This window comes from Roseomonas sp. TAS13 (assembly GCF_001950415.1).
Classification (GTDB): domain Bacteria; phylum Pseudomonadota; class Alphaproteobacteria; order Acetobacterales; family Acetobacteraceae; genus Roseomonas; species Roseomonas mucosa.
The window spans coordinates 1-24,275 of the sequence record NZ_BDLP01000035.1 but is presented as its reverse complement, the minus strand read 5'-3'; the positions used below and the strand labels follow the sequence as shown (position 1 = coordinate 24,275).

Annotated in this window: 25 protein-coding genes and 1 pseudogene; 13 read left to right on the top strand and 13 right to left on the bottom strand. The window is 71.0% G+C overall.

The features are described 5' to 3' along the window. Nucleotides 1–53: 53 nt before the first annotated feature. From ROTAS13_RS05255 to ROTAS13_RS05240, 4 genes are all read right to left on the bottom strand, one after another. Nucleotides 54–389, bottom strand: coding sequence for a multidrug efflux SMR transporter (locus ROTAS13_RS05255; RefSeq protein ID WP_019459518.1), 336 nt, complete (start codon nt 387–389; stop codon nt 54–56). Beyond that, nucleotides 386–1,420, bottom strand: a complete 1,035-nt coding sequence (locus tag ROTAS13_RS05250; RefSeq protein WP_019459517.1) for a glycosyltransferase family 2 protein — start codon at nt 1,418–1,420, stop codon at nt 386–388. Before ROTAS13_RS05250 ends, ROTAS13_RS05255 begins: the two co-directional genes overlap by 4 nt. Nucleotides 1,421–1,572: 152 nt before the next feature. After that, nucleotides 1,573–2,973 carry a hypothetical protein gene (locus ROTAS13_RS05245; protein ID WP_075821734.1) on the bottom strand — a complete coding sequence of 467 codons (1,401 nt, stop codon included), beginning with the start codon at nt 2,971–2,973 and terminating at the stop codon, nt 1,573–1,575. A 133-nt stretch (nt 2,974–3,106) separates the two neighbouring features. After that, nucleotides 3,107–3,838 carry a bifunctional 2-polyprenyl-6-hydroxyphenol methylase/3-demethylubiquinol 3-O-methyltransferase UbiG gene (locus ROTAS13_RS05240; RefSeq protein ID WP_019459515.1) on the bottom strand — a complete coding sequence of 244 codons (732 nt, stop codon included), beginning with the start codon at nt 3,836–3,838 and terminating at the stop codon, nt 3,107–3,109. 254 nt (nt 3,839–4,092) lie between these two features. On the opposite strand from ROTAS13_RS05240, the gene ROTAS13_RS05235 reads away from it, so the two are divergent. The 5 genes from ROTAS13_RS05235 to ROTAS13_RS05215 all read left to right on the top strand — a co-directional run bounded on the left by ROTAS13_RS05235 (nt 4,093) and on the right by ROTAS13_RS05215 (nt 9,252). Continuing rightward, the gene (locus tag ROTAS13_RS05235) at nt 4,093–5,685 is read left to right on the top strand and encodes a hypothetical protein (protein WP_252571193.1); all 1,593 of its coding nucleotides are present in this window, start codon (nt 4,093–4,095) and stop codon (nt 5,683–5,685) included. Nucleotides 5,686–5,917: 232 nt separating this feature from the next. After that, complete coding sequence (locus ROTAS13_RS05230; protein ID WP_075821733.1) at nt 5,918–6,901, top strand: DMT family transporter; 984 nt, start codon at nt 5,918–5,920, stop codon at nt 6,899–6,901. Continuing rightward, nucleotides 6,898–7,812, top strand: a complete 915-nt coding sequence (locus ROTAS13_RS05225) for a DMT family transporter (protein ID WP_075821732.1) — start codon at nt 6,898–6,900, stop codon at nt 7,810–7,812. The genes ROTAS13_RS05230 and ROTAS13_RS05225 overlap by 4 nt, the downstream gene beginning before the upstream one ends. Next, nucleotides 7,809–8,708, top strand: coding sequence for an MBL fold metallo-hydrolase (locus tag ROTAS13_RS05220; RefSeq protein ID WP_058389389.1), 900 nt, complete (start codon nt 7,809–7,811; stop codon nt 8,706–8,708). Before ROTAS13_RS05225 ends, ROTAS13_RS05220 begins: the two co-directional genes overlap by 4 nt. A gap of 235 nt (nt 8,709–8,943) precedes the next feature. Next, a complete protein-coding gene (locus ROTAS13_RS05215) occupies nt 8,944–9,252 on the top strand; it encodes a hypothetical protein (RefSeq protein ID WP_019459510.1) in 309 nt (102 codons plus the stop codon). 171 nt (nt 9,253–9,423) lie between these two features. Here the strand turns inward: ROTAS13_RS05215 and ROTAS13_RS05210 are convergent, their stop codons facing one another. The 7 genes from ROTAS13_RS05210 to ROTAS13_RS05180 form a co-directional block, all read right to left on the bottom strand. Further along, nucleotides 9,424–10,620: a pyridoxal phosphate-dependent aminotransferase gene (locus tag ROTAS13_RS05210; protein WP_058389388.1), complete on the bottom strand. Its 1,197-nt coding sequence runs from the start codon at nt 10,618–10,620 to the stop codon at nt 9,424–9,426. Nucleotides 10,621–10,796: 176 nt separating this feature from the next. Beyond that, on the bottom strand, nt 10,797–11,639 hold the full coding sequence (fghA, locus tag ROTAS13_RS05205) for an S-formylglutathione hydrolase (protein ID WP_058389387.1): 843 nt from the start codon (nt 11,637–11,639) through the stop codon (nt 10,797–10,799). Next, a complete protein-coding gene (locus ROTAS13_RS05200; RefSeq protein ID WP_019459507.1) occupies nt 11,639–12,787 on the bottom strand; it encodes an S-(hydroxymethyl)glutathione dehydrogenase/class III alcohol dehydrogenase in 1,149 nt (382 codons plus the stop codon). Before ROTAS13_RS05200 ends, fghA begins: the two co-directional genes overlap by 1 nt. A gap of 166 nt (nt 12,788–12,953) precedes the next feature. After that, nucleotides 12,954–13,616 (bottom strand): hypothetical protein, encoded by a 663-nt coding sequence (locus ROTAS13_RS28410; RefSeq protein WP_075821731.1) that lies wholly within the window; start codon nt 13,614–13,616, stop codon nt 12,954–12,956. A gap of 86 nt (nt 13,617–13,702) precedes the next feature. Continuing rightward, the gene (locus ROTAS13_RS05190; RefSeq protein WP_115359341.1) at nt 13,703–14,332 is read right to left on the bottom strand and encodes a hypothetical protein; all 630 of its coding nucleotides are present in this window, start codon (nt 14,330–14,332) and stop codon (nt 13,703–13,705) included. Continuing rightward, nucleotides 14,329–15,234, bottom strand: coding sequence for a hypothetical protein (locus tag ROTAS13_RS05185; protein WP_075821730.1), 906 nt, complete (start codon nt 15,232–15,234; stop codon nt 14,329–14,331). The genes ROTAS13_RS05190 and ROTAS13_RS05185 overlap by 4 nt, the downstream gene beginning before the upstream one ends. A gap of 79 nt (nt 15,235–15,313) precedes the next feature. Then, nucleotides 15,314–15,988, bottom strand: coding sequence for an NUDIX domain-containing protein (locus ROTAS13_RS05180; protein WP_075821729.1), 675 nt, complete (start codon nt 15,986–15,988; stop codon nt 15,314–15,316). A 196-nt stretch (nt 15,989–16,184) separates the two neighbouring features. Between ROTAS13_RS05180 and ROTAS13_RS05175 the strand changes: the two genes are divergently transcribed. From ROTAS13_RS05175 to ROTAS13_RS05140, 8 genes are all read left to right on the top strand, one after another. Continuing rightward, nucleotides 16,185–16,637 carry an SUF system Fe-S cluster assembly regulator gene (locus ROTAS13_RS05175; protein ID WP_026033487.1) on the top strand — a complete coding sequence of 151 codons (453 nt, stop codon included), beginning with the start codon at nt 16,185–16,187 and terminating at the stop codon, nt 16,635–16,637. 22 nt (nt 16,638–16,659) lie between these two features. Beyond that, entirely contained in the window at nt 16,660–18,171 is a 1,512-nt protein-coding gene (gene sufB, locus ROTAS13_RS05170) for a Fe-S cluster assembly protein SufB (RefSeq protein WP_027297225.1), read from the top strand. Nucleotides 18,172–18,259: 88 nt separating this feature from the next. Continuing rightward, nucleotides 18,260–19,009: a Fe-S cluster assembly ATPase SufC gene (gene sufC / locus ROTAS13_RS05165; RefSeq protein WP_058390279.1), complete on the top strand. Its 750-nt coding sequence runs from the start codon at nt 18,260–18,262 to the stop codon at nt 19,007–19,009. After that, complete coding sequence (gene sufD / locus ROTAS13_RS05160) at nt 19,006–20,313, top strand: Fe-S cluster assembly protein SufD (RefSeq protein ID WP_019462692.1); 1,308 nt, start codon at nt 19,006–19,008, stop codon at nt 20,311–20,313. Before sufC ends, sufD begins: the two co-directional genes overlap by 4 nt. A 5-nt stretch (nt 20,314–20,318) precedes the next feature. Then, complete coding sequence (locus ROTAS13_RS05155; protein WP_075821728.1) at nt 20,319–21,566, top strand: aminotransferase class V-fold PLP-dependent enzyme; 1,248 nt, start codon at nt 20,319–20,321, stop codon at nt 21,564–21,566. Between the two features lie 67 nt (nt 21,567–21,633). Continuing rightward, entirely contained in the window at nt 21,634–22,098 is a 465-nt protein-coding gene (gene sufU / locus ROTAS13_RS05150; protein ID WP_019462694.1) for a Fe-S cluster assembly sulfur transfer protein SufU, read from the top strand. Between the two features lie 22 nt (nt 22,099–22,120). Continuing rightward, nucleotides 22,121–22,522, top strand: a complete 402-nt coding sequence (locus ROTAS13_RS05145) for an SUF system Fe-S cluster assembly protein (protein WP_019462695.1) — start codon at nt 22,121–22,123, stop codon at nt 22,520–22,522. Between the two features lie 16 nt (nt 22,523–22,538). Continuing rightward, nucleotides 22,539–22,910: an iron-sulfur cluster assembly accessory protein gene (locus tag ROTAS13_RS05140; protein ID WP_019462696.1), complete on the top strand. Its 372-nt coding sequence runs from the start codon at nt 22,539–22,541 to the stop codon at nt 22,908–22,910. A 12-nt stretch (nt 22,911–22,922) separates the two neighbouring features. Here ROTAS13_RS05140 and ROTAS13_RS05135 read toward each other — a convergent pair whose 3' ends face one another. Further along, the gene (locus tag ROTAS13_RS05135) at nt 22,923–23,636 is read right to left on the bottom strand and encodes a Pr6Pr family membrane protein (protein WP_019462697.1); all 714 of its coding nucleotides are present in this window, start codon (nt 23,634–23,636) and stop codon (nt 22,923–22,925) included. A 68-nt stretch (nt 23,637–23,704) separates the two neighbouring features. After that, nucleotides 23,705–24,275: pseudogene (locus ROTAS13_RS05130) on the bottom strand (methyltransferase); the annotation flags it as partial.

Here is a 24,275-nt window from a genome sequence, read left to right as displayed (position 1 = left end):
GCCCAGGGGAAGGCGAAACGCCCCGCCGCCCCGGCCAGCCGCCGCGCCACGGCTCAGGCCACGGCCAGCAGGGCGACCCCGGCGCAGATCAGCCCCAGCGCCGCCACCTTGGCCGGGCCCAGCATCTCGCCGAAGGCGAAGTGCCCGATGGCCGCGACCGCGACATAGGAGACGGCGGTGCAGGGCAGCGCCACGCTCATCGGCAGCTTGCGCAGCGCCACGATGTAGAGCAGCGCCGCGCCGCCATAGGCGCCGAGGCCGATGATGGTCTGCCAGCGGAAGAGCTGGGTGAGGAAGCCGCCCTCGCCCAGCGTTCCCGCCTTGAGCAGGACCTGGCCGAACAGCGAGGTGGCGATCGCCGCGGCGAGCGCGATCCAGGAAGGCATCATCGGACTTCGGCACCATCCCGCAGAACGGCCGCCGCGCCGTGCTCCTGGGGCGGCATCTCCGGCCTGGCCCGCAGCTCCTCCCGCACCACGCCCTGCGGCTTGCCGTTGGCGGACAGGAAGGCGCGGCCGACATACTCGCCCAGCACGCCCAGGATGACGAACTGCACGCCCGCGATCAGCAGCGTGACCACCATCAGCGAGGGCCAGCCCGAGGGCATGCCGTGGACGAAGGTCTCGGCCACCACCCAGCAGACGCCGAGCAGGCCCAGCAGGCCCATGGCGATGCCGGCCAGCCCGGCCATGCGCAGCGGCTTCACCGAGAAGGAGGTGGCGAGGTTCAGCCAGAGCCGGACCAGCCGGCGCAGCGTGTAGTTGGAGCGGCCCTCGGCGCGGGCGAGGTGGCGGACCTCGATGGAATCGATCCGCTGCGTCACCTGCATGATCAGCCCGTCGATATAGGGATAGGGGCCGGTGTAGCGGGTGATGTTCTCCACCACGAGGGCGGACATGCAGCGGAAGGAGGAGAGATAGAGCCCGGCCGGCTTGTCCAGCAGGCTGTCGGCCACCTTGTTGGCGAAGCGCGAGCCGATGTTGCGCCAGGCCTCGTGCTTCTTCTCGGCATAGCGCGTGTAGACCACGTCCCAGCCGCCGAGCCGGGCGTGGTCGTAGAGCCGCACGACCTCCTCCGGCGGGTTCTGCAGGTCGTCATCCATGGTGATGACGTAGCTGCCGCGGGTCCGGCGCAATCCGCTCATGACCGCGTTATGCTCGCCGAAGTTGCGGGAGTGCTCGATATAGGTGAGCGGCACCGTGGCCGTCTCCACCAGGCGCCGGCAGACATCGCCGGAATTGTCCGGGCTGCCGTCGTTCACCAGGATGATCTCGATGCCGCCGGCGGGGCGCAGGGCGGACAGCGCCTCCACCAGCCGGCCCACCGTGGCCGCGCCGCGATAGACGGGAACGACGATGCTGAGGCCTTGGAAGCCATCCAGGGCCGGGGCCACGGCCGGTGCGGAGGGCAGGGGGAACATGACGGGGTCGTCCTTCTCGCCGGCGGAACGCGGCCTGGAGATGGCAGCCCGGGAATGGGCGACCAGGGTGGATGATGGCGCTCTCTTTAGGCCAAAAAATGACCGTCGCGCTCCGGATCTGCGACAGCCCATCCGGAAAGATGCGGCAGGTCTCACCGCACAGCGGCAACCGCCACGCGGGGGTGCAGGGTCCGGGTGCCGCGGGGTCCCGTCCCGTCGAGAAACTCGGCCTCCAGCAGCCCGGGGGTCCGGGGCAGCGGGCAGTCCAACTGCCAGCCGACCGCGATGCGCCCGTAATCCGCGAAGGCATCCGCCAGATCCGGGCGGCGGCCGGTCACCTCGGCCTCGCCCAGCGGCTTCCCGCCCTGGCGCAGGCGAATCCGGGTGACCGGCGGGTCCGCCGCGACGAAGCCCCGCAGCGCCAGCCGTCCCTCCGCCGGATAGGCGGTCGACTCCACGCCGAGGCGGAGGGGCAGCCGGGCGGCGGGGCGCCGGTCCGGCGCGGGCCTCCCGGCACGGCGCCGGTGCGCCCGCGCCAGGCTTTCCAGTATTCGCGCCATGCGGAGCGCATGATGCGGCGCGCGGCCACCGGCGGCATCCTCCAGGAACCGGTCCACCGCCGCGCCATCCTCCCGTGCCCGGCGGAGCGCGTCGAGCACGACCTCCGGCTCCAGCGAGGCGGCGAGGCCGGGGATGCCCCCGAAGGCTTCGAGGGCATCGTCCAGCGGCAGCGAGACCAGCGGCTTGCCCAGGGCCAGGGCCTCCAGCCCCAGGGTGGAATAGTTGGTCAGCACCGCCGAGCAGGCCGCCAGGGCCGGGATCGGGTCCCCGGCCTCGACCAGCGCCTGCAAGCCCGGGTCGCGCGGCAGGCTGGCCCCGGGGCGGTAGAGGCCCGGGCGGGCGGGATGGTCGCGCACCAGAACGGGACGCTCCAGCCGGGCCTCCAGCACGGTCAGTAGCCGGTTCACCGCCTCCACGGCGGTGGGACGCGCATCGGCGACATAGAGCAGGAAGCCCCGGTCGGTGACGGGCTGTTCCGCCAGCCGGTCCAGCTTCGGCAGGCCGGCCACCCGCGCGCGGGCGCGCAGCCAGGGCGCCAGCCGCCCCAGGTCGCGCGGGCCGAAGGCCAGAAAGGCGTCGCAGGTGTCGTGCCGGTTCATCTCCTCCCAGCGCTGCACCAGCCCATGCTGGACGCCGACCCAGAGAGGCGCGCGCGGCAGGCGTTCCCGCAGGTCCGCGCGGAGCCGGGCGAAGGGCAGGGTGTTCACCGCCAGCACGAAGGCGGTGGGCCGGAAGTCCTCGATTTCCGCCGCGATCTCCTCCAGGAAGCCGGGCGAGCGGGCGTGGTCGGCGTATTCCGCCACGGTTCCGGCGGCATGTTCCAGCACCCGGTGCGTGCCTTCCGGCCAGCCGGCGAAGCGGTCGCGCGAGGCATCGCCGGGCAGGGGATAGAGCAGGCTGCGGCAGGCATGGCCACCCGCGCGCAACACCGCCATGGCGGGGGCGAGGTTGTCGAGCGCCCGGAAGGTGCTGCCCAGAAAGAGGAATCTCAAGCCTGTCCCCGCTGTGCCGGCCGGTGCAGCGCGGAATCCCGGTGGGGCGCGGGTGCAAGCCGTGGGCGATATCAACCACCGCGTGTGGCACCGGCGCAAGTGACAGGATGACGCGGCGGGCCGGAAGACCCCTTCAGGGCCGCGCGGCCACCGCCAGCACGGAACCCCCGGCGGGAAAGCGGGCCCCGGCGGCGAGGAGGCGCCGCTCGGCGCGGTCCACGGCCGTCAGCGCGGCATCCAGCCAGGGCGGAAAGGGCGCGACATCGCTGGGGGCATCCTCGCCCCGCGACAGGATCTTCCGCTGCGCCACCATCAGCGGCAGCAGCAGGCTGTTCCAGTAGCGCGTCTCGATGGCGCCGAAACCCGCCCCGGCCAGCAGGCGCCGGGCGGCGGGCGCGGTGTAGCGGCGGGCGTTGTGGACCCGCGTGTCATGGGCCGAACGCAGCCACTCGAAGGCCGGCAGGTTCAGGATCACCCGGCCGCCCGGCGCCAGGACGCGGTGGAACTCGGCCAGGGCCAGGGACTCGGCCACGCCCCGGTGGCACAGCACGTCCACCGACACCACGGCGTCGAAGCTGCCATCGGCGAAGGGCAGGCGGTTGACGTCGCCGCAGGCCACGGCGGCGCCGGACTTGGCGGCGGCCCTCCGGGCGGCGGCGGCGTCGTATTCCAGCCCGGTGCGCCGCAGCCGGGGCAGCGTGCCCTCCAGCCGCCGCAGGAAGCCGCCCGTGCCGCAGCCGGCATCCAGCACGCGGGCGCCGGGCGGCAGGGCGGCCAGGGCATGGGCCAGCCGGGCATGGATGGCGCGGTACCACCACATGCCTTCCTCGGCCTCGTCCATCAGCGTGTATTCGGTGGGCTCCACGGCGCAGATTATTCGCCGGGGCCGCGGCTGCCACAAGGCGGTCCCGCCTCGCCAGCGCCGCATTCGTCTGCCAGGAATTCTCCCGCGGATGTGACCGCCCCCGCTTCCTGTTCCGCCGGACGATGAAACCGCCTCCACACCAGAACGGCCCGGCCGCACCGGGCTACGCCCCAGGACTTCCTTCCGGCGCCCCGCCGCCCTCTCCCAAGGCCCATGCCCTGGCCCGGACCATGGCGGAGGCCATGACAGGCGCCATGACGGGGGCTGTCACGGGCGCCGCGCCCAAGACGGGCGGCCTTTCTTCCACCGCCTCCCCGGCCGCCGCGCGCCTGCGGGCACGGCTGCTGCGCCTGGCGGTGCATCTGCCCGCGCTGCTCTTCCTGCTCGCGGTGCTGTCGCCGCCCCTGAACCACGACGTGGCGGCGGTGCTGAACTTCTCCGAGCGCTGGTTCGCCGGGGAGCGGCTCTATGTGGACCTGATTGACGTCAACCCGCCGCTGATCTTCTCGCTGAACCTGGTCCCGGCGGCGATCGCGGCCTGGACGCCGCTGGACGGGGTGCAGGCGCTGCAGCTCTGCCTGCTCGCCCTGGCCGGGCTGAGCCTGTGGCTCTGCCTGCGGCTGCGCGAGGGGCGGGCCGAGGGCACGGTGGAGGCGGCGGTGCTGACCGGGCTGTTGCCGCTGGCGATGCTGGTGATCGGCTACGACTTCGGGCAGCGGGAGGTTCTGATGGGCACGGCGGCGCTGCCCTATGCGCTGCTGGCCGCGCGTCGGATGGAGGGGCGGCGCACCGCGCGCGGGCTCTGGCTCGGCACCACGCTGCTTGCCGCGCTGGGCTTCGCGCTGAAGCCGCATTTCCTGGCCGTGCCCCTGCTGGTGGAGGCGCTGGTGCTGCTGCGGCGCGGGCCGCGCCGCGCCCTGCGGGACCCGGCGCCCTGGGCGATGGCCGCGGTCTGGCTGGCCTATCTCGCGGCCATCCCGCTGATCTTCCCGGCCTATCTCGGCTATGTCGTGCCGCTGGTCTGGCAGTACTACCTGGATCTCGGCGGGCAGAGCGCCTGGGCGGTGCTGTTCACGCCCAACCTCGCCGTCGCGGCGGCCCTGCTGCTGGTGCTGCTGCCGCTCGCCTTCCGCGCCACGGGCGGCCCCCTGGCGCGGGTGCTGGCGGCGGCGGCGCTGGGCGCCTTCCTGTCCGCCTGGGTGCAGCACAAGGGCTGGACCTACCATGTCGCGCCGGTGCTGATGCTGGGCGGCGTGCTGGCCGGGCTGCTGGCGGCGCGCGCGGCGGATTCCGTCCTGCCGCTGGCCACGGCGCGGCGGGCGGCGCCCGGGCTGGCGCTGCTGGCCACGGCGGGACTCGCCCTCTTCGCCCTGCGCGGCGGCGAGGCGCCCTTCCGCGAGATCGGCTTCGAGGACAGCAAGGCCGGGCGGCTGACCGCCTGGCTCAAGCACGAGGCCTATGGCGAGCGGCTGCTGATCATCAGCCCCGACATCTATCCGGTCTATCCGGCGCTGAACTATGCGCATGTGCAGTCCACGCTGCGCACCATGAACATGTGGCTGCTGCAGGGCGTGTACCGGACCTGCCCGGACAGCGGCGAACGCTACCGCCAGCCCTGGGAGATGAGCCGGGCGGAATTCTTCGTCTACCGCACCGTGGCGGAGGATTTCGCGAAGGCGCCCCCGGCCGCGGTGCTGATCGACCGCAACCCGGGCATTCCCTGGTGCGGGCGGGAATTCGACTTCGCCGAATACTTCTCCCGCCACCCGCTCTTCGCCGCGACCTGGCGGCACTACCACCAGGAGGGCGAGATCGAGGGCTACCGCCTCTATGTCCGGGACAACTGAGGCGGCGCGGCGCGCGCGGAACCCCGCCGCGGCGCCGCCTGCCTGTCCGGGAGGCAGCGGCGGCCAGGAAACGGGCGGGGGAACGGTGCGCCAGGACACAGTGCGGGGATTTTCGGCGCCGCGCGGGGCAGATCAGCGTGTCCCGCACATGCCCTGCGGCGCGAACTCGTCCTACAAAATACCACCCTGAAAGAAATCACCGGCCACAGCGCCGGGAAGGGGGAGTGATTTCGTGTCCAGCAAGGCCGGCGTGACAACGCCCATCGACGACGCCGTTCGGGGGATCGGCTTCGTCGCCCTGAGCTACCTTGTCTTCTCCCTCTCCGACGCCTCGATGAAATGGGCGCTGCCCGAGCTCGGCACCGCGGGCGCCATGATCTGGCGCGGGCTGTTTGGCACGCTCGCCGTGGGGCTCATGGCCGGCGTCTGCCGTCCCGGCGGGCCGGGGCGGATCTGGCCGGTGAACGGACGCCTGATCTTCTGGCGCGGGCTGCTGAACGTCGTGGCGACGGCGCTCTACTACATCGCCTGGCGGCACGGCCTGGCCCTGGGGGACACCTACGCGGTGGCCGCCACCGCGCCGCTGATGCTCACCCTGCTCGCCATCCCCATGCTGGGGGAGACGGTGGGCTGGCGGCGCTGGACCAGCACGGGCATCGGCTTCCTCGGCGTGCTGTTCATGTTCCAGCCGGGCGGCGCGCTCTGGGGGCTGAACACCGTGCTGATCCTGGTCGCGGTCGCCATGCTGGCGATGACGCGGATCTGGACCCGTGTCCTGGCGCGCACGGACAAGCCGACCACCATCACCTTCTGGCTGATGTTCGGGCAGCTTCCGGCCGGGCTGCTGATGCTGCCCTTCTTCCCGCTGCCGGAGGAATGGCCCTCGCTCTTCGCCCTGGCGCTGGTGGCGATGTGCGGGCTGGCGCATGGGCTGGCGCACTACCTGCTGGCCCGGGGCTATGCGATCGCGCCGGTCGCGACGCTGGCGCCGCTGGAATACACCCCGATCCTCTGGGGCACCGCACTGGGCTTCGTGATCTGGGGCGACATGCCCGCCTGGACGACCTTCGCCGGCGCCGGCGTGGTGGTTTGCGCCGGCCTGTACAACCTGCACCGGGAGCGCATCCGGGCGCGGGAGAAGCGGCGGATGGAAAGCCGGGCGGACGGCAAGGGTGCCGCCGCCCCGGCGCGCCTGGCGGCGAGGACGGCGGCATGAGGCACGACCTGCGGCGCGGGGCCCTGCTGATCGTCGCGGCCGGGCTGATCTGGCAGCTGATGAACGCGCTGGTGAAGCAGCTCGGCAGCACCATCCCGGTTCCCGAGCTGATGTTCTTCCGCAACCTGTTCTCGCTGCCGATGGTGCTGCTGATCGCCTCGCGCGGCACGATCACGCTGCGCACGCGGCGCTTCGGCGGCCATGTGGTCCGGGCCAGCACCGGGCTGGTGGCGATGAGCCTGTCCTTCCTGGCGGTGAGCGTGCTGCCGCTCGCGGAGCAGCAGGTGCTGGGCTACACGCAGCCGCTCTTCATCACGATCCTGGCCATCCCCTTCCTGGGCGAGCAGCCGGACCGGCGGCGCTGGCTGGCGGTGCTGGTCGGCTTTCTCGGCGTCGTGACGGTGGCGCTGGGGCAGGGCGGGCTGGGCGGCGGCAGCGCCCCCGGCTGGGCCTATGTGGCGGCGGTGACGCAGGGGCTGGTCTCGGCGCTGACCACGCTCCAGATCCGCCAGCTTTCCGCCACCGAGAGCAGCTCCACCATCACGCTCTGGCAGGCCATCCTGATGACGGGGATCATGACCTGCGCGCTGCCCTTCGTCTGGGTGACGCCGACATGGGGGCAGTTCGGCCTGCTGGTCCTGCTCGGCACGCTGGGCGGGCTGGCCCAGGTGCTGCAGACGGAAGCCTTCGCCTCCGCCCAGGTCTCGGCGCTCGGCCCCTATACCTATTGCGGGCTGATCTGGGCGACGATCATCGGCTGGACCGTCTTCGGCGATGCCCCCTCGCTGGTGATGATCCTGGGCGCGCTCCTCATCGTGGGTGCCGGCCTCGCCATCCTGCCGGGCCACGCAAGGCCCGGGCCGGTGGCCGAGCCCCGCGCCAAGCCCAGCGAGGCGGTGGCCGGCGAATGAGCATCCCCTTCCTCACCGGGGACGACCTGCCGCCCGGCGAGGCGCGGGAGGCCGTCGCCCCGGCCCCCGGCCAGCCCGCGGTGCGGCGCATCCTCTGCGGCAATGCCGGGCCGCTCACCTTCCGCGGCACCAACACCTGGCTGATCGGGCGGGGGGAGGTCACGCTGCTCGACCCCGGACCGGAGGATGCGGCGCATCGCGCGGCCATCCTGCGCGCCACGCGGGGCGAGCGGATCGCCCGCATCCTCGTTTCCCATACGCATCTCGACCATTCGGAAGGCGCCCCGGCCTTGGCCGCCGCGACCGGTGCGCCGGTGCTGGCCTTTGGCGCGCATCCCACCCCGCCGGAGGCCGGGGGGATGGGGGCGGACCACGGCTTCCGCCCGGACGCGCTGCTGGCCGAGGGCGACGCGGTGGAAGGCGAGGGCTGGCGCCTGCGCGCCCTGCACACGCCGGGACATTGCGCCAACCATCTCTGCTTCGTGACGGAGGGGCCGGGGCTGCTCTTCAGTGCCGACCTCGCCATGTCCTGGTCCACCAGCGTCGTCTCGCCGCCGGACGGCGACATGGCGGACTACATGCGTTCCCTGGCCCGGATCGCGGCACGGGACGACCGGCTGATGCTGCCCGGCCATGGCCCCGTCCTGCCGCAGCCCAGGCCCTTCCTCGCCGCGCTGATCCGGCACCGGGAGGCACGCGAGGCGAAGGTGCTGGCGGCGCTGCGCGCGGCGGGCACGGCGAGCGCGGAGGATCTGGTGCCGCCGGTCTATGGACCGTCGCTGGACCCGCGCCTCGTGCGCGGGGCGGCACGCAGCCTGCTCGCGCACCTGCTGAAGCTGGTGGCGGAGGGACGGGCGCGGCGGGAGGGCGGTGGCTTCCGTGCCACGCCCGGCTGACCGGCCCGCCCGGCCCACGGGGACAGGAAAGGGCTTGCCGCCGGGCAGGGAGCCGGTGACATTCCCACGAATCGGTGCCGTCGCCATTTCCCGCGGCGGCGCCTGCGGCTAGAGCGGGGGGCGCAAGCCCCGCTCCGCTTGCCGGGACAGATCGCGGCGGCTCCCCTTGGAATCGCCGCGGCCCGATCGAAACTACCGGGAGCGGCAATGCGCTGCCGGAGGCAAGGAACCAGCCATGTTCACGCTTGAGATCGGCGGCAAGCCGGTTGCCATCACCGACGCGGGGGAAGACGAGGCCCGCGAGATCTTCGAGGGCAAGGAGTTCCGCGACGACCTTCTGGACCTGGAAAGCGAGGACGGCCCCCTCTGGGACGGCGAGGCCCCGCTGAAGTGGCGCGCGGCCACCGAGGAGGAGATCGCCGAGTTCCGCCAGGTGGAGCTGGAGGAAGAGGACGAGGAGGACGAGGAGGATGACGGGCCGGTCATCATGTTCCTCGTGCCGCTGGTCGAGGATGACGAGGACGAGGAATACGAGGAGGATTGAGCGCCTCCCCAGGCCAGGCCCGTACCGGGGTGCGGCCATCCGGCCGTGCCCCCCAGTCCGTGTCTCACTGCCCACGCCCGCCCGCCCGGCACCACCCGTGCCCAGGGGCGGCGCGCGGCGGCCGGGCCGCGCCGCCCGGCGGGCTGGCGCGCCCCGGCCTGTTCCGGCGCCTCAGCGGCGGGTGAAGAAGCCCTCCAGCCGCGCCATCGCCTCGCGCGCCAGTTCGGGCGAGATGGCGAAGCAGAGGCGCAGGCAGCCCTGGCCCGCCGGGCCGAAGGCGGTGCCGGGCGCCAGGCCCACCCTGGCCTCGCGCAGCACGCGCTTGGCGAGGTCGAGGGCGCTCTTCTCCCCCTCCACCAAGAAGAACAGGTAGAAGGCGCCATCCGGCACGCTCAGCGTCACGCCGGGCAGGCGGGACAGGCCGTCCACGAAGATCTGGCGGCTCTCGGCGCAGCGGCCGACCATCTTGCGGATGAAGCCGTCGCCCTGTTCCAGCGCCACGATCGCCGCGTGCTGCACGAAGGTCGGGATCGAGGTGGTGTTGTACTGGTTCAGCTTGGCGAAGGTGGCGTCCAGCCCCTGCGGATAGACCACCCAGCCTGCGCGCCAGCCGGTCATCGCCCAGTTCTTGCTGAAGGTGTTGGTCACCAGCAGCCGGTCGTCGGGGCGTGCGATCTCCAGGAAGGAGGGGGCGATGGCGTTGCCGTAGGTGAAGTGGTTGTACACCTCGTCGGAGAGGATCCAGATCCCCCGCTCCCGGGCGAAGGCCAGCAGCCTTTCCATGTCCGCGCGCGGCATCACCCAGCCCGTGGGGTTGGAGGGCGAGTTGATGACGATGACCTTCGTGCGCGCCGTCACCGCCGCGAAGAGGTCCTCCAGCGACAGGACGAAGCCGCCATCGGCCTTGCGGCGATAGCTGACCGGCACGGGCACGCCGCCGCAGATGCGCGCGGCCTCCAGCAGGTTCGGCCAGGCGGGGGAGGGATGGACGACCTCGTCGCCCGGCTCCAGCACCGCCTGGAAGGCCTGCATCACCGCGTTCATGCCGCCCGAGGTCACGGAGAAGCGCGACGGCGCGACCTCCACCCCCCAGTGGCGGCGGTGGTAGTCGGCCAGCGCCTGGCGCAGCCGGGGCAGGCCCAGGGAATAGGTGTAGCGGGTATGGCCCTCGCGCAGCGCCTGCACCACCGCCTCGGTCACGAAATCCGGGGTGGGGAGGTCGCCCTCGCCGATCCAGAGCTTGATGACCGCGGGGTCCTCGCGGGCGAGGTCGGCCACCTCGGCGATCTGGCTGCTGCCCAGGCCGCGGACGCGCTCCGGCAGCGTCTCGGTGAGGTCGGTCATGGCATCGGAAAGGGCGGCGCTCATCAGGTCCTCATGCGCGGGGCGGCGTCGGAAGGAATTCGGTTATCGCCTGCGGCGTGGGGGAAGGCCACAGCCGCCGGGCGGGAAACCGGGAGCGCACCGGGCCTGCCAGCCATGCGGTGCCTCCGCAGTGGGCACCCCTGCCCGCGGCCGGGCTCCGGCCGCGGGTGCCGGCCGGCCTAGTCCGCCGCGAGGCGCTCCGCGTGCCAGCGGAGATGGTCGTCCATGAAGCTGCTGATGAAGTAGTAGGAGTGGTCGTAGCCCTCCTGCATCCGCAGGGTCAGCGGGATGCCGGCCTTGCCGCAGGCCTCCCGCAGCAGGTCCGGCTTGAGCTGGCTTTCCAGGAAGGGGTCGGCCGTGCCCTGGTCCACCAGGATCTCCGGCAGGCGGGCGCCGTCCTCGATCAGGGCCGTGGCGTCGTGGCCGCGCCAGGTGGCGCGGTCGGGGCCGAGATAGGCGGTAAGCGCCTTCTCCCCCCAGGGGCAGCGCAGGGGCGAGACGATCGGGGCGAAGGCGGAGACCGACCGGAAGCGCGTGGGGTGCCGCAGCGCCAGGGTCAGCGCGCCATGGCCGCCCATGGAATGGCCGGTGACCGCCTGCCGCCCCATATCCGCCGGGAACTCCGCCGAAACGATCCCGGGCAGCTCGCTCGCGATCCAGCTTTCCATGCGGAAATGCGGCGCCCAGGGCGCCTCGGTGGCGTCGAGGTAGAAGCCCGCGCCCTGGCCCAGGTCATAGGCCGGGTCGTCGGCCACGCCCTCGCCACGCGGCGAGGTATCGGGCACCACGAGGATCAGCCCGAGCTCGGCGGCGAGGCGCTGGGCGCCGGCCTTCTCGGTGAAGTTGGCCTCGGTGCAGGTGAGGCCGGACAGGAACCAGAGGAGGGGGAGCTTCGCCCCCGCCTCGCCGGCTCGCGGCGGCAGGTAGAGGCCGAAGCGCATCGGCGTGCCGGTCACCGTGCTGTCGTGGCGGCACACAAGCTGCGTGCCGCCGAAGCTCCGCGTGCGGGAAAGGATCTCCATCAGTAGACGATGACGCTGCGGATGGACTTGCCCTCGTGCATCAGGTCGAAGGCGTGGTTGATCTGGTCGAGCGGCATGGTGTGGGTGATCAGGCTGTCGATCTCGATCTTGCCCTCCATGTACCAGTCCACGATCTTCGGAACGTCGGTGCGGCCGCGCGCGCCGCCGAAGGCCGAGCCCTTCCAGACGCGGCCGGTGACGAGCTGGAAGGGGCGGGTGCTGATCTCCTTGCCCGCCTCGGCCACGCCGATGACGATGCTCTCGCCCCAGCCGCGATGGCAGCATTCCAGCGCCTGCCGCATGACGTTCACGTTGCCCGTGCAGTCGAAGGAGAAATCCGCGCCGCCGCCGGTGATGTCGAGGATGGCCTGGACCACCTTGTCGTTGCCCACCTCGGTCGGATTGATGAAGTCGGTCATGCCGAAGCGCTTCGCCATCTCGACCTTGGCGGGGTTGAGGTCCACGCCGACGATCCTGTCGGCGCCCACCATGCGCGCACCCTGGATGACGTTCAGCCCGATGCCGCCCAGGCCGAAGACCACGACATTGGCGCCGGGCCAGACCTTGGCGGTGTTGATCACCGCGCCGATGCCGGTGGTGACGCCGCAGCCGATGTAGCAGATCTTGTCGAAGGGCGCGTCCTCGCGGACCTTGGCCACCGCGATCTCCGGCAGCACGGTGAAGTTCGCGAAGGTCGAGCAGCCCATGTAGTGGAAGACGGTGTCGCCGCTCGCCTGGCTCCTCGCCGGCGCGCCGCCCGCCGGCTCGCAATGGAAGCGGCTGGTGCCGTCGGGCATCACGCCCTGGCCCTGGGTCGAGCGGATGGCGGTGCAGAGGTTCGTCCGCTGCGACAGGCAGGACTTACAGTTGCGGCATTCCGGCGTGTAGAGCGGAATGACGTGGTCGCCCACCTTCACGCTGGTGACCCCGGCGCCGACCTCGCGCACGATGCCCGCGCCCTCATGCCCCAGGATGGCGGGGAACTTGCCCTCCGAATCCGCGCCGGAAAGGGTGTAGGCGTCGGTGTGGCAGACGCCGGTGGCCATGATCTCCACCAGCACCTCGCCGGGCTTCGGGCCTTCCACCCGCACGGTCTCGATGGTCAGGGGCTTTCCGGCGGCCCAGGCCACCGCGGCGCGTGTTTCCATGGCGTTCAGTTTTCCTGCTGAGGACGGTTTCGGACAAATGCCCCGCGCCCGGGTTGGTGGGCCGGCCGGCGGGGGATCGTGGCCGCACCATAGGGCATCCGGCGCGGGAGGCCAGCCGGGCCGGCAGCGGGGTGGGGCGGAAGGGCCGGGTGGGAGCCGGGGCGGATCACGGCGTGGTTCCCGGTGCGGCAGGGGGTATGGCCGGGGGCGTGTCGCGGGCGAAGGCGGCGCGCAGGGCCTCGGCGGGGATGGTGGCGGTGCTGGAGGTGTAGGAGGTGAAGGCCATCGTGCCGCCCCGGAGGCGGAAGCAGAGATCAGCCGGGTCGTGGCGCAGGTCGCGGCTGACATATTCCGGGTCAGGGATGTCGCCGGTTCTGTACTTCCCGGCCTGCGACACGATGTCGGGGAAGAAGCTGTAAACGATGCGGCCATCGGCCCGCCGGGGCAGTGGCGGTGGGTCCAGACCTGCCGTCATGACGTCTCCCGCCGCGGTGCGAACGGAGCGGCTGCCCGTGAGCAGCCGATCCCCGTCGAACCGGGCGTCGGTGCAGAGCGACACGGCGGCCAAGATGGTGTGGCCACCATTGGCATAGACCCGCGCCAGGTCGTGCGCGGTGGAGAAGCGTACGAGCAATGTGGGCATAGGCTGCGAAGGCAGCCTATCCGATGCGGACCAGAATTCCGGATGATCCCTGAAATCCGTCACCTCGATGCTCTCGAAGCGCAGGTCGTGGATGCGTGGCGAGCCGAGCATGAAGCTCCAGACGGCGCATCCGGGCAGGGTGAGCGGGAGGAGCGCGGCGGCGAGGCGGAGCGTGCGGGCGATCATGGCGGCCTACGGCCTCGCCCCGGTGGCGGGCCAGCGGCCGAGCGCCGCGTTCTCCGGGAGGTCGCGCGGATTGCGCCGGGGCGGGGTCACGGCACGCGCCTGCGGGCGAAGGCGGCGCGCAGGGCCTCGGCCGGGATGATGGCGGTGTTGGAGGTGTAGGAGGTGAACGCCATCGTGCCGCCAAGGAGGTGGAAGCAGAGGTCGGCCGGGTCGCGGCGCAGGTCGCGCGTGACGTAGCGGGGGTCGGGCTCCAAACCGACAGAGTATTTCCCGGCCTGCGATACGATGTCGGGGAAGAAGTAGGACACGATGAGGCCATCGGCGCGCCGTTGCTGCGAAGGAGGGCGCCCCAGGGTATTCATGACGTAACCCTGCTCATCGTAGACGAAAGTGTCCCCCGTGAGCAGCCGGTTCTCGTCGAACCGGCCTTCCGTGCAGATCGACAGGTCAGCGAAGATCGTATGGCCGCCGTCGGCATAAATCGCGGCCAGGTCGTGCGCTGTGGAGAAGCGCACGAGCAATGTGGGCATGGGCTGCGAGGGCAGCCTATCCGATGCGGACCAGAATTCCGGATGGTCCCTGAGATCCGTCACCTCGATGCTCTCGAAGCGCAGGTCGTGGATGCGTGGCGAGCCGAGCATGAAGCTCCAGACGGCACAGCCGGGCAGGGTGAGCGGGAGGAGCGCGGCGGCGAGGCGGAGGGCGGAGCGGGTCACGGCGCGCTCCCCGTCGCGCGGGGAGCGGACCAAGTGCCTAGTGCCGCATCCAACGCGCGATACCCGTCGGAATTCCGGCCTTCCAACAGAGCAGGAAAGCTCCCATGGGTTGCAGCAACGTTGAAGTGGACGTCCGCGTACTGCTGCGGACGCTCATTGTAGGCACCGCCGAGGCCCGCTACGGCGTTCGAGAATTCCAGCGCACTTCCTCCCGTCGCGTTCACATTGATCCAGCGGTCTGCCCCTTGTTTCGCCCAGATGAGGAAGTCCGCCGAATTCCGTCGGCTGCCCACCGGATCGACCGTCACCAGCGTGTCGATCTTATGGCCTTCCTGCGCCAGCTTGCCGGCCACTTCGATGGCCGTGTCACCACCGTAGCTGTGGCCAATTAAGGAGACTTTCGTGCCAGAGGGCTGGCCCTCAATGTACCGCCGAATTTCATCCGCCTGATCGTGTGCGAAGTACTTGCTTCCGACGTGATGCCGCCCGGTGAATGTAGCCTGGTACCTCTCCACAGTCCCCGACAGCGACTTATCCCCCGCCCCGCCCACGAAGATCACCACCCGCTTTTCCGGCTGGTTGCCGTTGGCGGGCGCTGCCGGGGCGGCGGGTTGGGGATCGTTGGCGGGGCTGGGGGCATGGGCCGCCTCGCCCCGGCCGGAGGCGCGGGACTGGGTGTAGCCACTGACCTGTTCCGCATGGCCGTTGCGCTGGCACTGGTAGGGGCGGACGCGGACCTGGCTGCGCTGCCCGTCGCCCCGGCCTGCCTCGTTGGCGGCGACGAGCTGGCGCCAGCCCTCGCCGACCCAGGCGCGGAAGGCATGGCTCTCGGGGTGACCGGACTGGGTGTAGCGCGGGTCGCGCATGGCGGCGTGCAGCTCTTTCTCCGTGATCGCCGGCATTCCGGAGTTCCATCTCTCTCACGGGGAGGTTACCGGATGCAATTCAGGGTTGCAAGAATAAAATCCTATTCCGCGATGGTCACCGGCGGGACCTGGTGCGTTCCGGCAGCCGGGTGTCGAAGCCGGCGAAGCGGAAGAGCGGCCGGTCGTCCCGTGCCCCGGGCGGCAGGGCGAGGAGGGCGCGGAACTCCCGCAGCACGCAGGCGGTGATGGGGGCCAGGGCATGGCCGGGGCTGCCCTCCACCGGATACCAGCCGAGTTCCTCCAGCTCACCGGAGCCGGCGAGGCTGCCGCGCACCGCCTCGGCGGGGGCGAGCAGGAAGCGCGCGTTGAAGCGGATCGGCATGGTGGGGGGCGTGACGGCCCGGCAGAGATAGCCGAGCGGCGCGAGGTCCGGGCGCAGCGTGCCGTCCGGCGCGGCCTCGCCCAGGAGGAGGCCGGTTTCCTCCCGCAGTTCCCGCGCCGCGGCGATGGCCAGGCCATGGGCGGTGCGGGGCGTGGCGCGGCGTTCCAGGGCCTGCCGGGTCGGGGCGGCGAGGGGGGTGAGGGCGGGGGTTCGCCGGTCCGCCGGGTCCAGCCTGCCGCCCGGGAAGACCAGCACGCCGGGCATGAAGCGGTGGGCACGGCTGCGCAGGCCCATCAGTACTTCCACCCCCTGCCGGGACTGCCGCCAGAGGATGAGGGAGGCGGCATCGGCGGGGCGCGCGGCGGCGTCCTTGTTGCGTTCGGGGCCGGTTCTGTCCTGGACGATCATGGGTCCAGCTTGGCACCGGCATGGCGGGAAGGAAATGCGGCGTCGGGCGCGCATGGCGGGTCCTTTCCGGCCGTCCGGCGAGTTGCGAACGTCTCTCAAACCATTGCGCGTGCTTGACAAACGGCAGTCCGGCTCGCATCTGGGCCATACCGGACCCCAGAGGTCCAGTATTCCGCTCCCTGCCGGAGGTCCTGCCGTGCTGCGGTTGTCGAAACTGACGGATTACGCCATCGCCGTGCTGGCCCGGCTGGGCCAGGAGGGCGGGTTGCGCACGGCCCCGGAGCTCGCCGCCGGCACCGGCCTGGGCGAGCCGACGGTGTCCAAGGTACTCAAGACCCTGGGCCATGCGGGCCTCGTGGAAGGGGTGCGCGGCTCGCGCGGTGGGTACCGCCTGGCACGGCCCCTGTCACGTATCTCCCTGGCCGAGGTGGTGGTCGCCATGGATGGGCCGATCGCGCTGACCGCCTGCGTGGACGCCTCCGTCAACAGTTGCGACGCCGAGGCGCTCTGCCCCGTGCGCGGGCGCTGGAACCCGGTGAACGACGCGATCCGCGACGCCCTGGCTTCGGTGTCCCTGGCCGACCTGACGGCCAATCCCTGTCAATCGCATGGCCGCGCCGCTTTGCCGGTGCCCGCCGCCGCGCAGTAGCTGAAAGAGCGAGGACAACGAGATGCCCGCCGTCTCCGAGACGATCGACGCTGTCCAGTCCGTCACCCACTCCACCTACAAGTGGGGCTTCGAGACGGATATCGAGATGGACATGGCCCCCAAGGGGCTGAACGAGGATATCGTCCGCTTCATTTCCGCCCGGAAGGGTGAGCCGGAATGGCTGCTCGACTGGCGCCTCAAGGCCTTCGCCGCCTGGAAGAAGATGGAGGAGCCGCGCTGGCCCGCGGTGAAGTACCCGCCGATCGACTACCAGGACGCCTACTACTACGCCGCGCCGAAGCAGAAGGCCGCGCCGAAGTCGCTGGACGAGGTCGATCCGGAGCTGCTGAAGACCTATGCCAAGCTGGGCATCCCGCTGAAGGAGCAGGCGATCCTGGCGGGCGTCGAGGGCGCGGGCGAGATGCCGGCCGATGCGGAGCGGGACGACGGGCGCGTGCCGGTGGCGGTGGACGCGGTCTTCGACAGCGTGTCCGTGGCCACCACCTATAAGGCGCGGCTGGAGAAGGACGGGATCATCTTCTGCTCCATCTCCGAGGCGGTGCGCGAGCATCCGGAGCTGGTGCGGCAGTACCTGGGGACGGTGGTGCCGGCGGGGGACAACTTCTTCGCGGCGCTGAACTCGGCGGTCTTCACCGACGGGTCCTTCGTCTACATCCCCAAGGGCGTGCGCTGCCCGATGGACCTGTCCACCTATTTCCGCATCAACGCCAAGAGCACGGGCCAGTTCGAGCGGACCCTGATCATCGCCGACGAGGGCGCGACGGTCTCCTACCTGGAGGGCTGCACGGCGCCGCAGCGCGACGAGAACCAGCTCCATGCCGCGGTGGTGGAGCTGGTGGCGCATGACGACGCCACCATCAAGTACTCCACGGTGCAGAACTGGTATCCGGGCGACGAGAACGGCAAGGGCGGCATCTACAACTTCGTCACCAAGCGGGCCGCCTGCCGCGGCAAGCGCTCCAAGGTGAGCTGGACGCAGGTGGAGACGGGCTCGGCCATCACCTGGAAGTACCCGTCCTGCATCCTGCAGGGCGACGACAGCGTGGGCGAGTTCTACTCGGTCGCCATCACCAACAACTGGCAGCAGGCCGATACCGGCACCAAGATGATCCATCTGGGCGCCAACACGAAGTCCACCATCGTGAGCAAGGGCATCAGCGCCGGGCAGGGGCAGAACACCTATCGCGGCCTGGTGAAGATCAGCCCGAAGGCGAAGAACGCCCGCAACTTCACCCAGTGCGACAGCCTGCTGATCGGCGACCAGTGCGGCGCGCACACCGTGCCGTATATCGAGAACCGCTGCATCTCGGCCAAGGTGGAGCACGAGGCGACGACCTCGCGCATCGCCGAGGACCAGCTCTTCTACTGCCGCCAGCGCGGGCTGAACCAGGAGGAGGCGGTGGGCCTCATCGTGAACGGCTTCTGCCGCGAGGTGCTGAAGGAGCTGCCGATGGAATTCGCCGTCGAGGCGCAGAAGCTGCTGGCGATCAGCCTCGAAGGCTCGGTGGGCTGAGGCATCCGCCCGTTCGGGGCAAGAGAGGAACAGGCCCGGCCGTGGCGCACCTGCGTGTGCCGCGCCGGCGCCGGATGGGATAAGAGCGATGTTGAAGATTGAAGGGCTGCGGGCCGAGATCGACGGCAAGGAGATCCTGCGCGGGATCGACCTGGAGGTGCCGACGGGCGAGGTGCATGCCATCATGGGCCCGAACGGTTCGGGCAAGTCCACCCTGTCCTATGTGCTCTCGGGGCGCGAGGGATACGAGGTGACGGGCGGCACGGCGGCGTTCGAGGGACAGGACATCCTGGAGATGGAGCCTGAGGAGCGCGCCGCGGCGGGGCTGTTCCTGGCCTTCCAGTACCCGGTGGAGCTGCCCGGCGTGGGCAATGCCAATTTCCTCCGCACCGCGCTGAACGCGCTGCGCCGCTCGCGCGGCGAGAGCGAGCTGGACGCGATGCAGTTCCTGAAGCTGGCGCGGGACCGGATGAAGAAGCTGTCCATGCCCGAGGACATGCTGAAGCGCGGCGTCAATGTCGGCTTCTCCGGCGGCGAGAAGAAGCGCAACGAGGTGCTGCAGATGGCCCTGCTGCAGCCGAAGCTCGCCATCCTGGACGAGACGGATTCCGGCCTGGATATCGACGCGCTGAAGATCGTGGCCGAGGGCGTGAACGCCCAGCGCGGGCCGGATTTCTCGGCGCTGGTGATCACCCACTACCAGCGGCTGCTGGACTACATCGTGCCGGACCGGGTGCATGTGCTGGCCAATGGCCGGATCATCGCCTCCGGCGGGCCGGAGCTGGCGCATCGCCTGGAAGCCGAGGGCTATGCCACGGTGATCGAGGAGGCCGCGTGACCGCGCTCCCCGCCAACACGCCCGGCGGCACCAGCTTCCTCGCCCGCTACGAGGGGCTGCGTGACCGCCTGCCGGGCCGCAACATCCCCGCCATCCACGCGCTGCGCGAGGCGGCGGCGGAGATCCTGCGTACCACCGGCCTGCCGACGCGCCGCGTCGAGGCCTGGCGCTACACGGACATCACCGCGGTCAGCCGGGCGGAATTCCGCGAGCCGCTGCTTTCGGTGGAAAGCGGCCCCCCCCTGCCGGCGAAGCGCTGCGAATACCGCGCCGTCTTCCTGGACGGCCGCTTCCAGCCCGAGCTGTCGGAGCTGCCGCCCTACGCGGCCCCGCTGAGCGAGCATCTGGTGGCGGCCGCCGGACTGCTGGGCGAGGTGGACGCGCTGCGCCCGGCCGAGGCGCTGAACGCCATGCTCTTCGAGGACGGCCTGTTCCTGGACCTGCCGGAAGGTGCCGGGGGCGGGGAGCTGGAGCTGCTGACCGTGGCGACCGGCCCTGTGGCCATGGCCTATCACCCGCGCCACGTCATCCGCCTGGCGCGCGGTGCCTCGCTGATGCTGCTGGAAACGGCGATGGGGCCGGAGGGCAGCCAGCACCTCCACAACCCGGTCTTCGACATCGCCGTGGCGGAGGACGCGCGCATCGTGCATGTCCGTGCCCAGCGCGAGCCGGTGGATGCCTTCCACCTCGCCCATGTCAACGTCCATGTCGCGGCGCGCGGGGTCTATGACGGCTTCGCGCTGAACGCCGGCGGGCGCGTGGCGCGGTCCGAGATCCGGCTGCGGCTGGACGGGCCGAGGGCGGAAGCGCACCTGAACGGCGCACAGCTCGCGGCCGACGGGCAGGTGGCGGACATCACCACCGCCATCGACCATGCGGCGCCGGACTGCCCCAGCCGCCAGACGGTGAAGACCGTGCTGGCCGGGCGTTCGCGCGGCGTGTTCCAGGGCAAGATCCTGGTGCGGCAGGCGGCGCAGAAGACCGACGGCTACCAGATGAACCAGGCGCTGCTTCTGTCCGAGCAGGCGGAGATGGACAGCAAGCCGCAGCTGGAGATCTATGCCGACGACGTGAAGTGCTCGCACGGCGCCACGGTCGGCGCGCTGGACGAGGAGCAGCTCTTCTACATGCGCTCGCGCGGCATCCCGGCCGATGCGGCGCGGGCGATGCTGGTCCGCGCCTTCCTGGAGGAGGCGATCGAGATCGTGTCCTCCGAGACGGCGAAGGCCGCGCTGGAGGAGGCGATCGCCATCTGGTGGACGCGCCACGGCATCGGCACGCCGGGCGAGGGGGAGGCGGCGTAAAGGCCATGGACGGTTCGGTTGCTTCCGCCGGTTTCGACGTGGCGCGGGTGCGGAAGGATTTCCCGATCCTTTCCACCACGCATCGCGGCAAGCCGCTGGTCTTCCTCGACAGCGGCGCCTCGGCCCAGAAGCCGCGCGCCGTGATCGAGGCGATGAAGGAGATGATGGAGACCGCCTATGCCAATGTGCATCGCGGCGCCTATCACCTCAGCGAGCAGGCGACCGAGGCCTACGAGGCCGCCCGCCGCGCCGCGGCGCGCTTCCTGAACGCCGCCGACGAGCGCGAGATCGTGCTGACCGGTACCGGCTCCACCCAGGCCATCAACCTCGTCGCCCATTCCTTCGGGCGCGGCGTGCTGAAGCCGGGGCAGGCGGTGCTGGTGAGCGAGATGGAGCACCACGCCAACCTCGTCCCCTGGCAGATGCTGCGGGACGCGCATGGGGTGGAGCTGCGCATCTGCCGCGTCACCGATGCGGGCGAGCTGGACATGGCCGACCTGGAGGCGAAGCTCGCCGACGGGAAGGTCGGGCTGGTCTCCATCGCCCATATGTCCAACGTGCTGGGCACGGTGGTGCCGGCGCGGCGGATCGTGGACCTTGCCCATGCCCATGGTGCGCGGGTGATGTTCGACGGCTCGCAGGGCGCGGTTCACCGCAAGGTGGACGTGCAGGCGCTGGGCTGCGACTTCTACGTCTTCACCGCGCACAAGCTCTACGGCCCCACCGGGCTGGGCATCCTCTACGGCCGGATGGAGGTGCTGGAGCAGATGCCGCCCTTCCTGGGCGGCGGCGACATGATCACCGAGGTGACGCTGGAGCGCTCGCTCTTCGCCGAGCCGCCGCTGCGCTTCGAGGCCGGCACGCCGCCGATCATCGAGGCGATCGGGCTGCACGCCGCCATCGACTATGTCGAGGCGATCGGCATGGAGGCGATCGAGGCCCATGAGCGCTCCCTGGTGGACCATGCGATGAAGCGCCTGGGGAATATCGACGGCGTGACCCTGCTGGGCCGGGCGCAGGACCGGGGCGGGGTCTTCGCCTTCTCCCTGGACAACGCCCATTCGCACGACCTCGCGACGCTGCTGGACCGGGCCGGGATCTGCGTGCGCTCCGGGCGGCATTGCGCGGAACCGCTGCACGCCCGCTTCGGGGTGGAGAGCACCTGCCGCGCCTCCTTCGGCCTCTACACGACGCATGAGGAGGTGGATTATCTCGCCGAGGCCGTGACCAAGGCCCGGGAGTTCTTCGCGTGAGGCCCGGTTCCGGGGCAGGCTGTCCCGGGCCCGGCCGCTCTGCCCTGCGGGGCCGGGGAGTGCACTGATGTTCGACGATCTTCGCGACCTCTACCAGGAGGTCATCCTGGACCACGGGCGCAAGCCGCGGAACTTCCGCCGGCTGGAGGATGCCGACCGCCACGCACGGGGCGACAACCCGCTCTGCGGCGACCGGATGGAGCTCTGGGTCAAGCTGGACGGGGACGGCCACATCGCCGACGCCGCCTTCCAGGGCAAGGGCTGCGCCATCTCCATGGCCAGTGCCTCGCTGATGACGGAAACGGTGCGCGGCAAGAGCGCCGCCGAGGCGAAGGAGCTGGGCACGAAGTTCCGCGAACTGGCGATGACAGGCACCTGCCCCGATTGTGGCGCCGACCTTGCCGAGGAGATGGAGCGTCTCCAGGTTCTGGGCGGTGTCGCCGAGTATCCGAGCCGCGTGAAATGCGCGACGCTCGCCTGGCACACGCTGAATGCCGCCCTGGAGGGCGCGAAGGAGGCGTCGAGTGAGTGACACGCCCGCCAAGGAATCCCCCGTGACGGAGGAGAATGCCGGTTCCGCCGCGCCGCAGCCGGCCACCGGTTCCCATGGCGTCTGGACGCCCGATGGCGAGGTGCCGCCGGCCGCGCCCGAGGGCGTGCAGGAAGACGCCGTGCTGAACGCGCTGAAGACGGTCTTCGACCCGGAGATCCCCGTCGACATCTACGAGATGGGGCTGATCTACGCGGTGGAGATCGGCGAGGACGGCACGGTCAAGGTCGAGATGACGCTGACCACGCCTTCCTGCCCCTCGGCGCAGGAACTGCCCACGATGGTCGAGGAAGCGGTCCGCACCGTGCCGAATGTGAGCGATGTGGAGGTCGAGGTCGTCTGGGACCCGCCCTGGGACCCGTCGCGGATGAGCGAGGATGCCCGCCTCGCCCTGAACATGTACTGAGAGAGGTTGTCCCCCCATGAGCACGACGACCGAGACCACGTCCAGGCCGAAGCGGTCCCTGCCGCCGCTGATGTCGCTGTCCGACGCCGCCGCCGAGCGGCTGCGCCGCCTCTACGAGAGCGGTGAGAACGGCAAGTACCTGCGGATCGCGGTGAAGACCAAGGGCTGCTCCGGCATGGCCTATGACCTGAACTGGGTGGACGAGCCCGGGCCGGGCGACGAGGTGGTGACGGACAAGGGCATCACCATCCTGGTGGACCGCAAGGCGACGCTGTTCCTGATCGGCACCACCATGGACTACGAGGTGAAGACCATGTCCGCCGGCTTCACCTTCGTGAACCCGAACGAGAAGGGCCGCTGCGGCTGCGGCGAGAGCTTCCACGTCTGACCGGGGCGGTTGTCAGACCGCCACTTCATCCTCCGCCTCGGCATCCCTCCCGGCGGGGGCGAGGCGCGTATCCAGCCGCACCAGGGCGAAGGCGACGGCCAGGAAGCCGGCCGAGATGACCAGTGTGTTGAGCCCGGTCCGTGCCCAGCCGATCGTCGCCACGTCGATGAAGGGATAGGCGTATCGGCCGCCGAGCTCGCCCCGCAGCAGGGCATAGGCGAGATAGACCAGCGGGTAGATCGCCCAGATCAGCGGATCGTGCCCGCGCAGCCGCCCCTTGGGCATGAACAGCAGCCAGAAGAGCGGCACCAGGGCCGGAATGGCGTCATGCATCAGCATGTTGGCGGTGCGCGCGAGATCGTCGTCCAGCACCGGCACATGGCCGCGCAGCAGCAGCGCATAGACCACGCCCACCAGCATGATCGCCAGCGTCGTGCCCCCGACCAGGCCGGGCGCGGCGAAGCCGGGGCGGCGCAGGGCGATGCCGCTGAAGACCGTGGCCACCACGAGGTTGGTGGTGATGGTGAAATAGCCGAGCAGGACCCAGAGCGCCGTGACGACGGACTGCGTCCGCTCCAGCAGCGATATGAACTGCAGCCCGAGCCCGAGCCAGGCGAGCACGGCGATCAGCGCCGCGAAGCCGGTGGCGGCCTGGCCGAGGGGAAAGTGGCTGGCGGGGAGGGTCTGCTCCGTGTCCGTGTGGAGGGGGGTAGGGTCGGCGTGCAACTTGGATTGGAATCCGGGAAATTGGAGGTGTGGGCGGGGACCTCGGGGGTCAGCCCGCCAAGATGCCCTCAGCCCCGGGCGAATGCCACCACCGATTCGAGGTGCGGCGACCAGAGGAACTGGTCCACCGGCACGGCGGAAACGGCGTGCCAGCCGCCGCGTTTCAGCAGCGCCGCGTCGCGCGCCAGGGCGACGGGGTTGCAGGAGACGTAGATCACCCGCTCGACCCGGCTCCGGGCGATGATGCCGATCTGCTCGGCGGCGCCGGCATAGGGCGGGTCCAGCACCACGGCGGCATAGGCGGCGAGCTCGGCCGGCAGCAGCGGCTGCCGGGCGAGGTCGCGGCGCTTCGCCTGGACACGGCGCATGGCCTTGTTGGCGCCGGCGGCGAGCGCCGCGACCGCCTCGGCCTCGCCCTCGAAAGCGTCCACCCGGGCATGGCGGGCCAGGGGAAGGGACAGCGTGCCCACCCCTGCGTAGAGATCCGCGATCCGGGCCTTGGCGGGCAGCCGGCGCGGCAGGGCCGCCAGCACGGCCGCGACGATTGCGGCCTCGCCTTCCGGCGTCGCCTGGAGGAAGGCGCCGGGCGCCGGGGGCACCGCCACGCCATCGAGCATCAGCGAGACGCCGCCGCTCTGC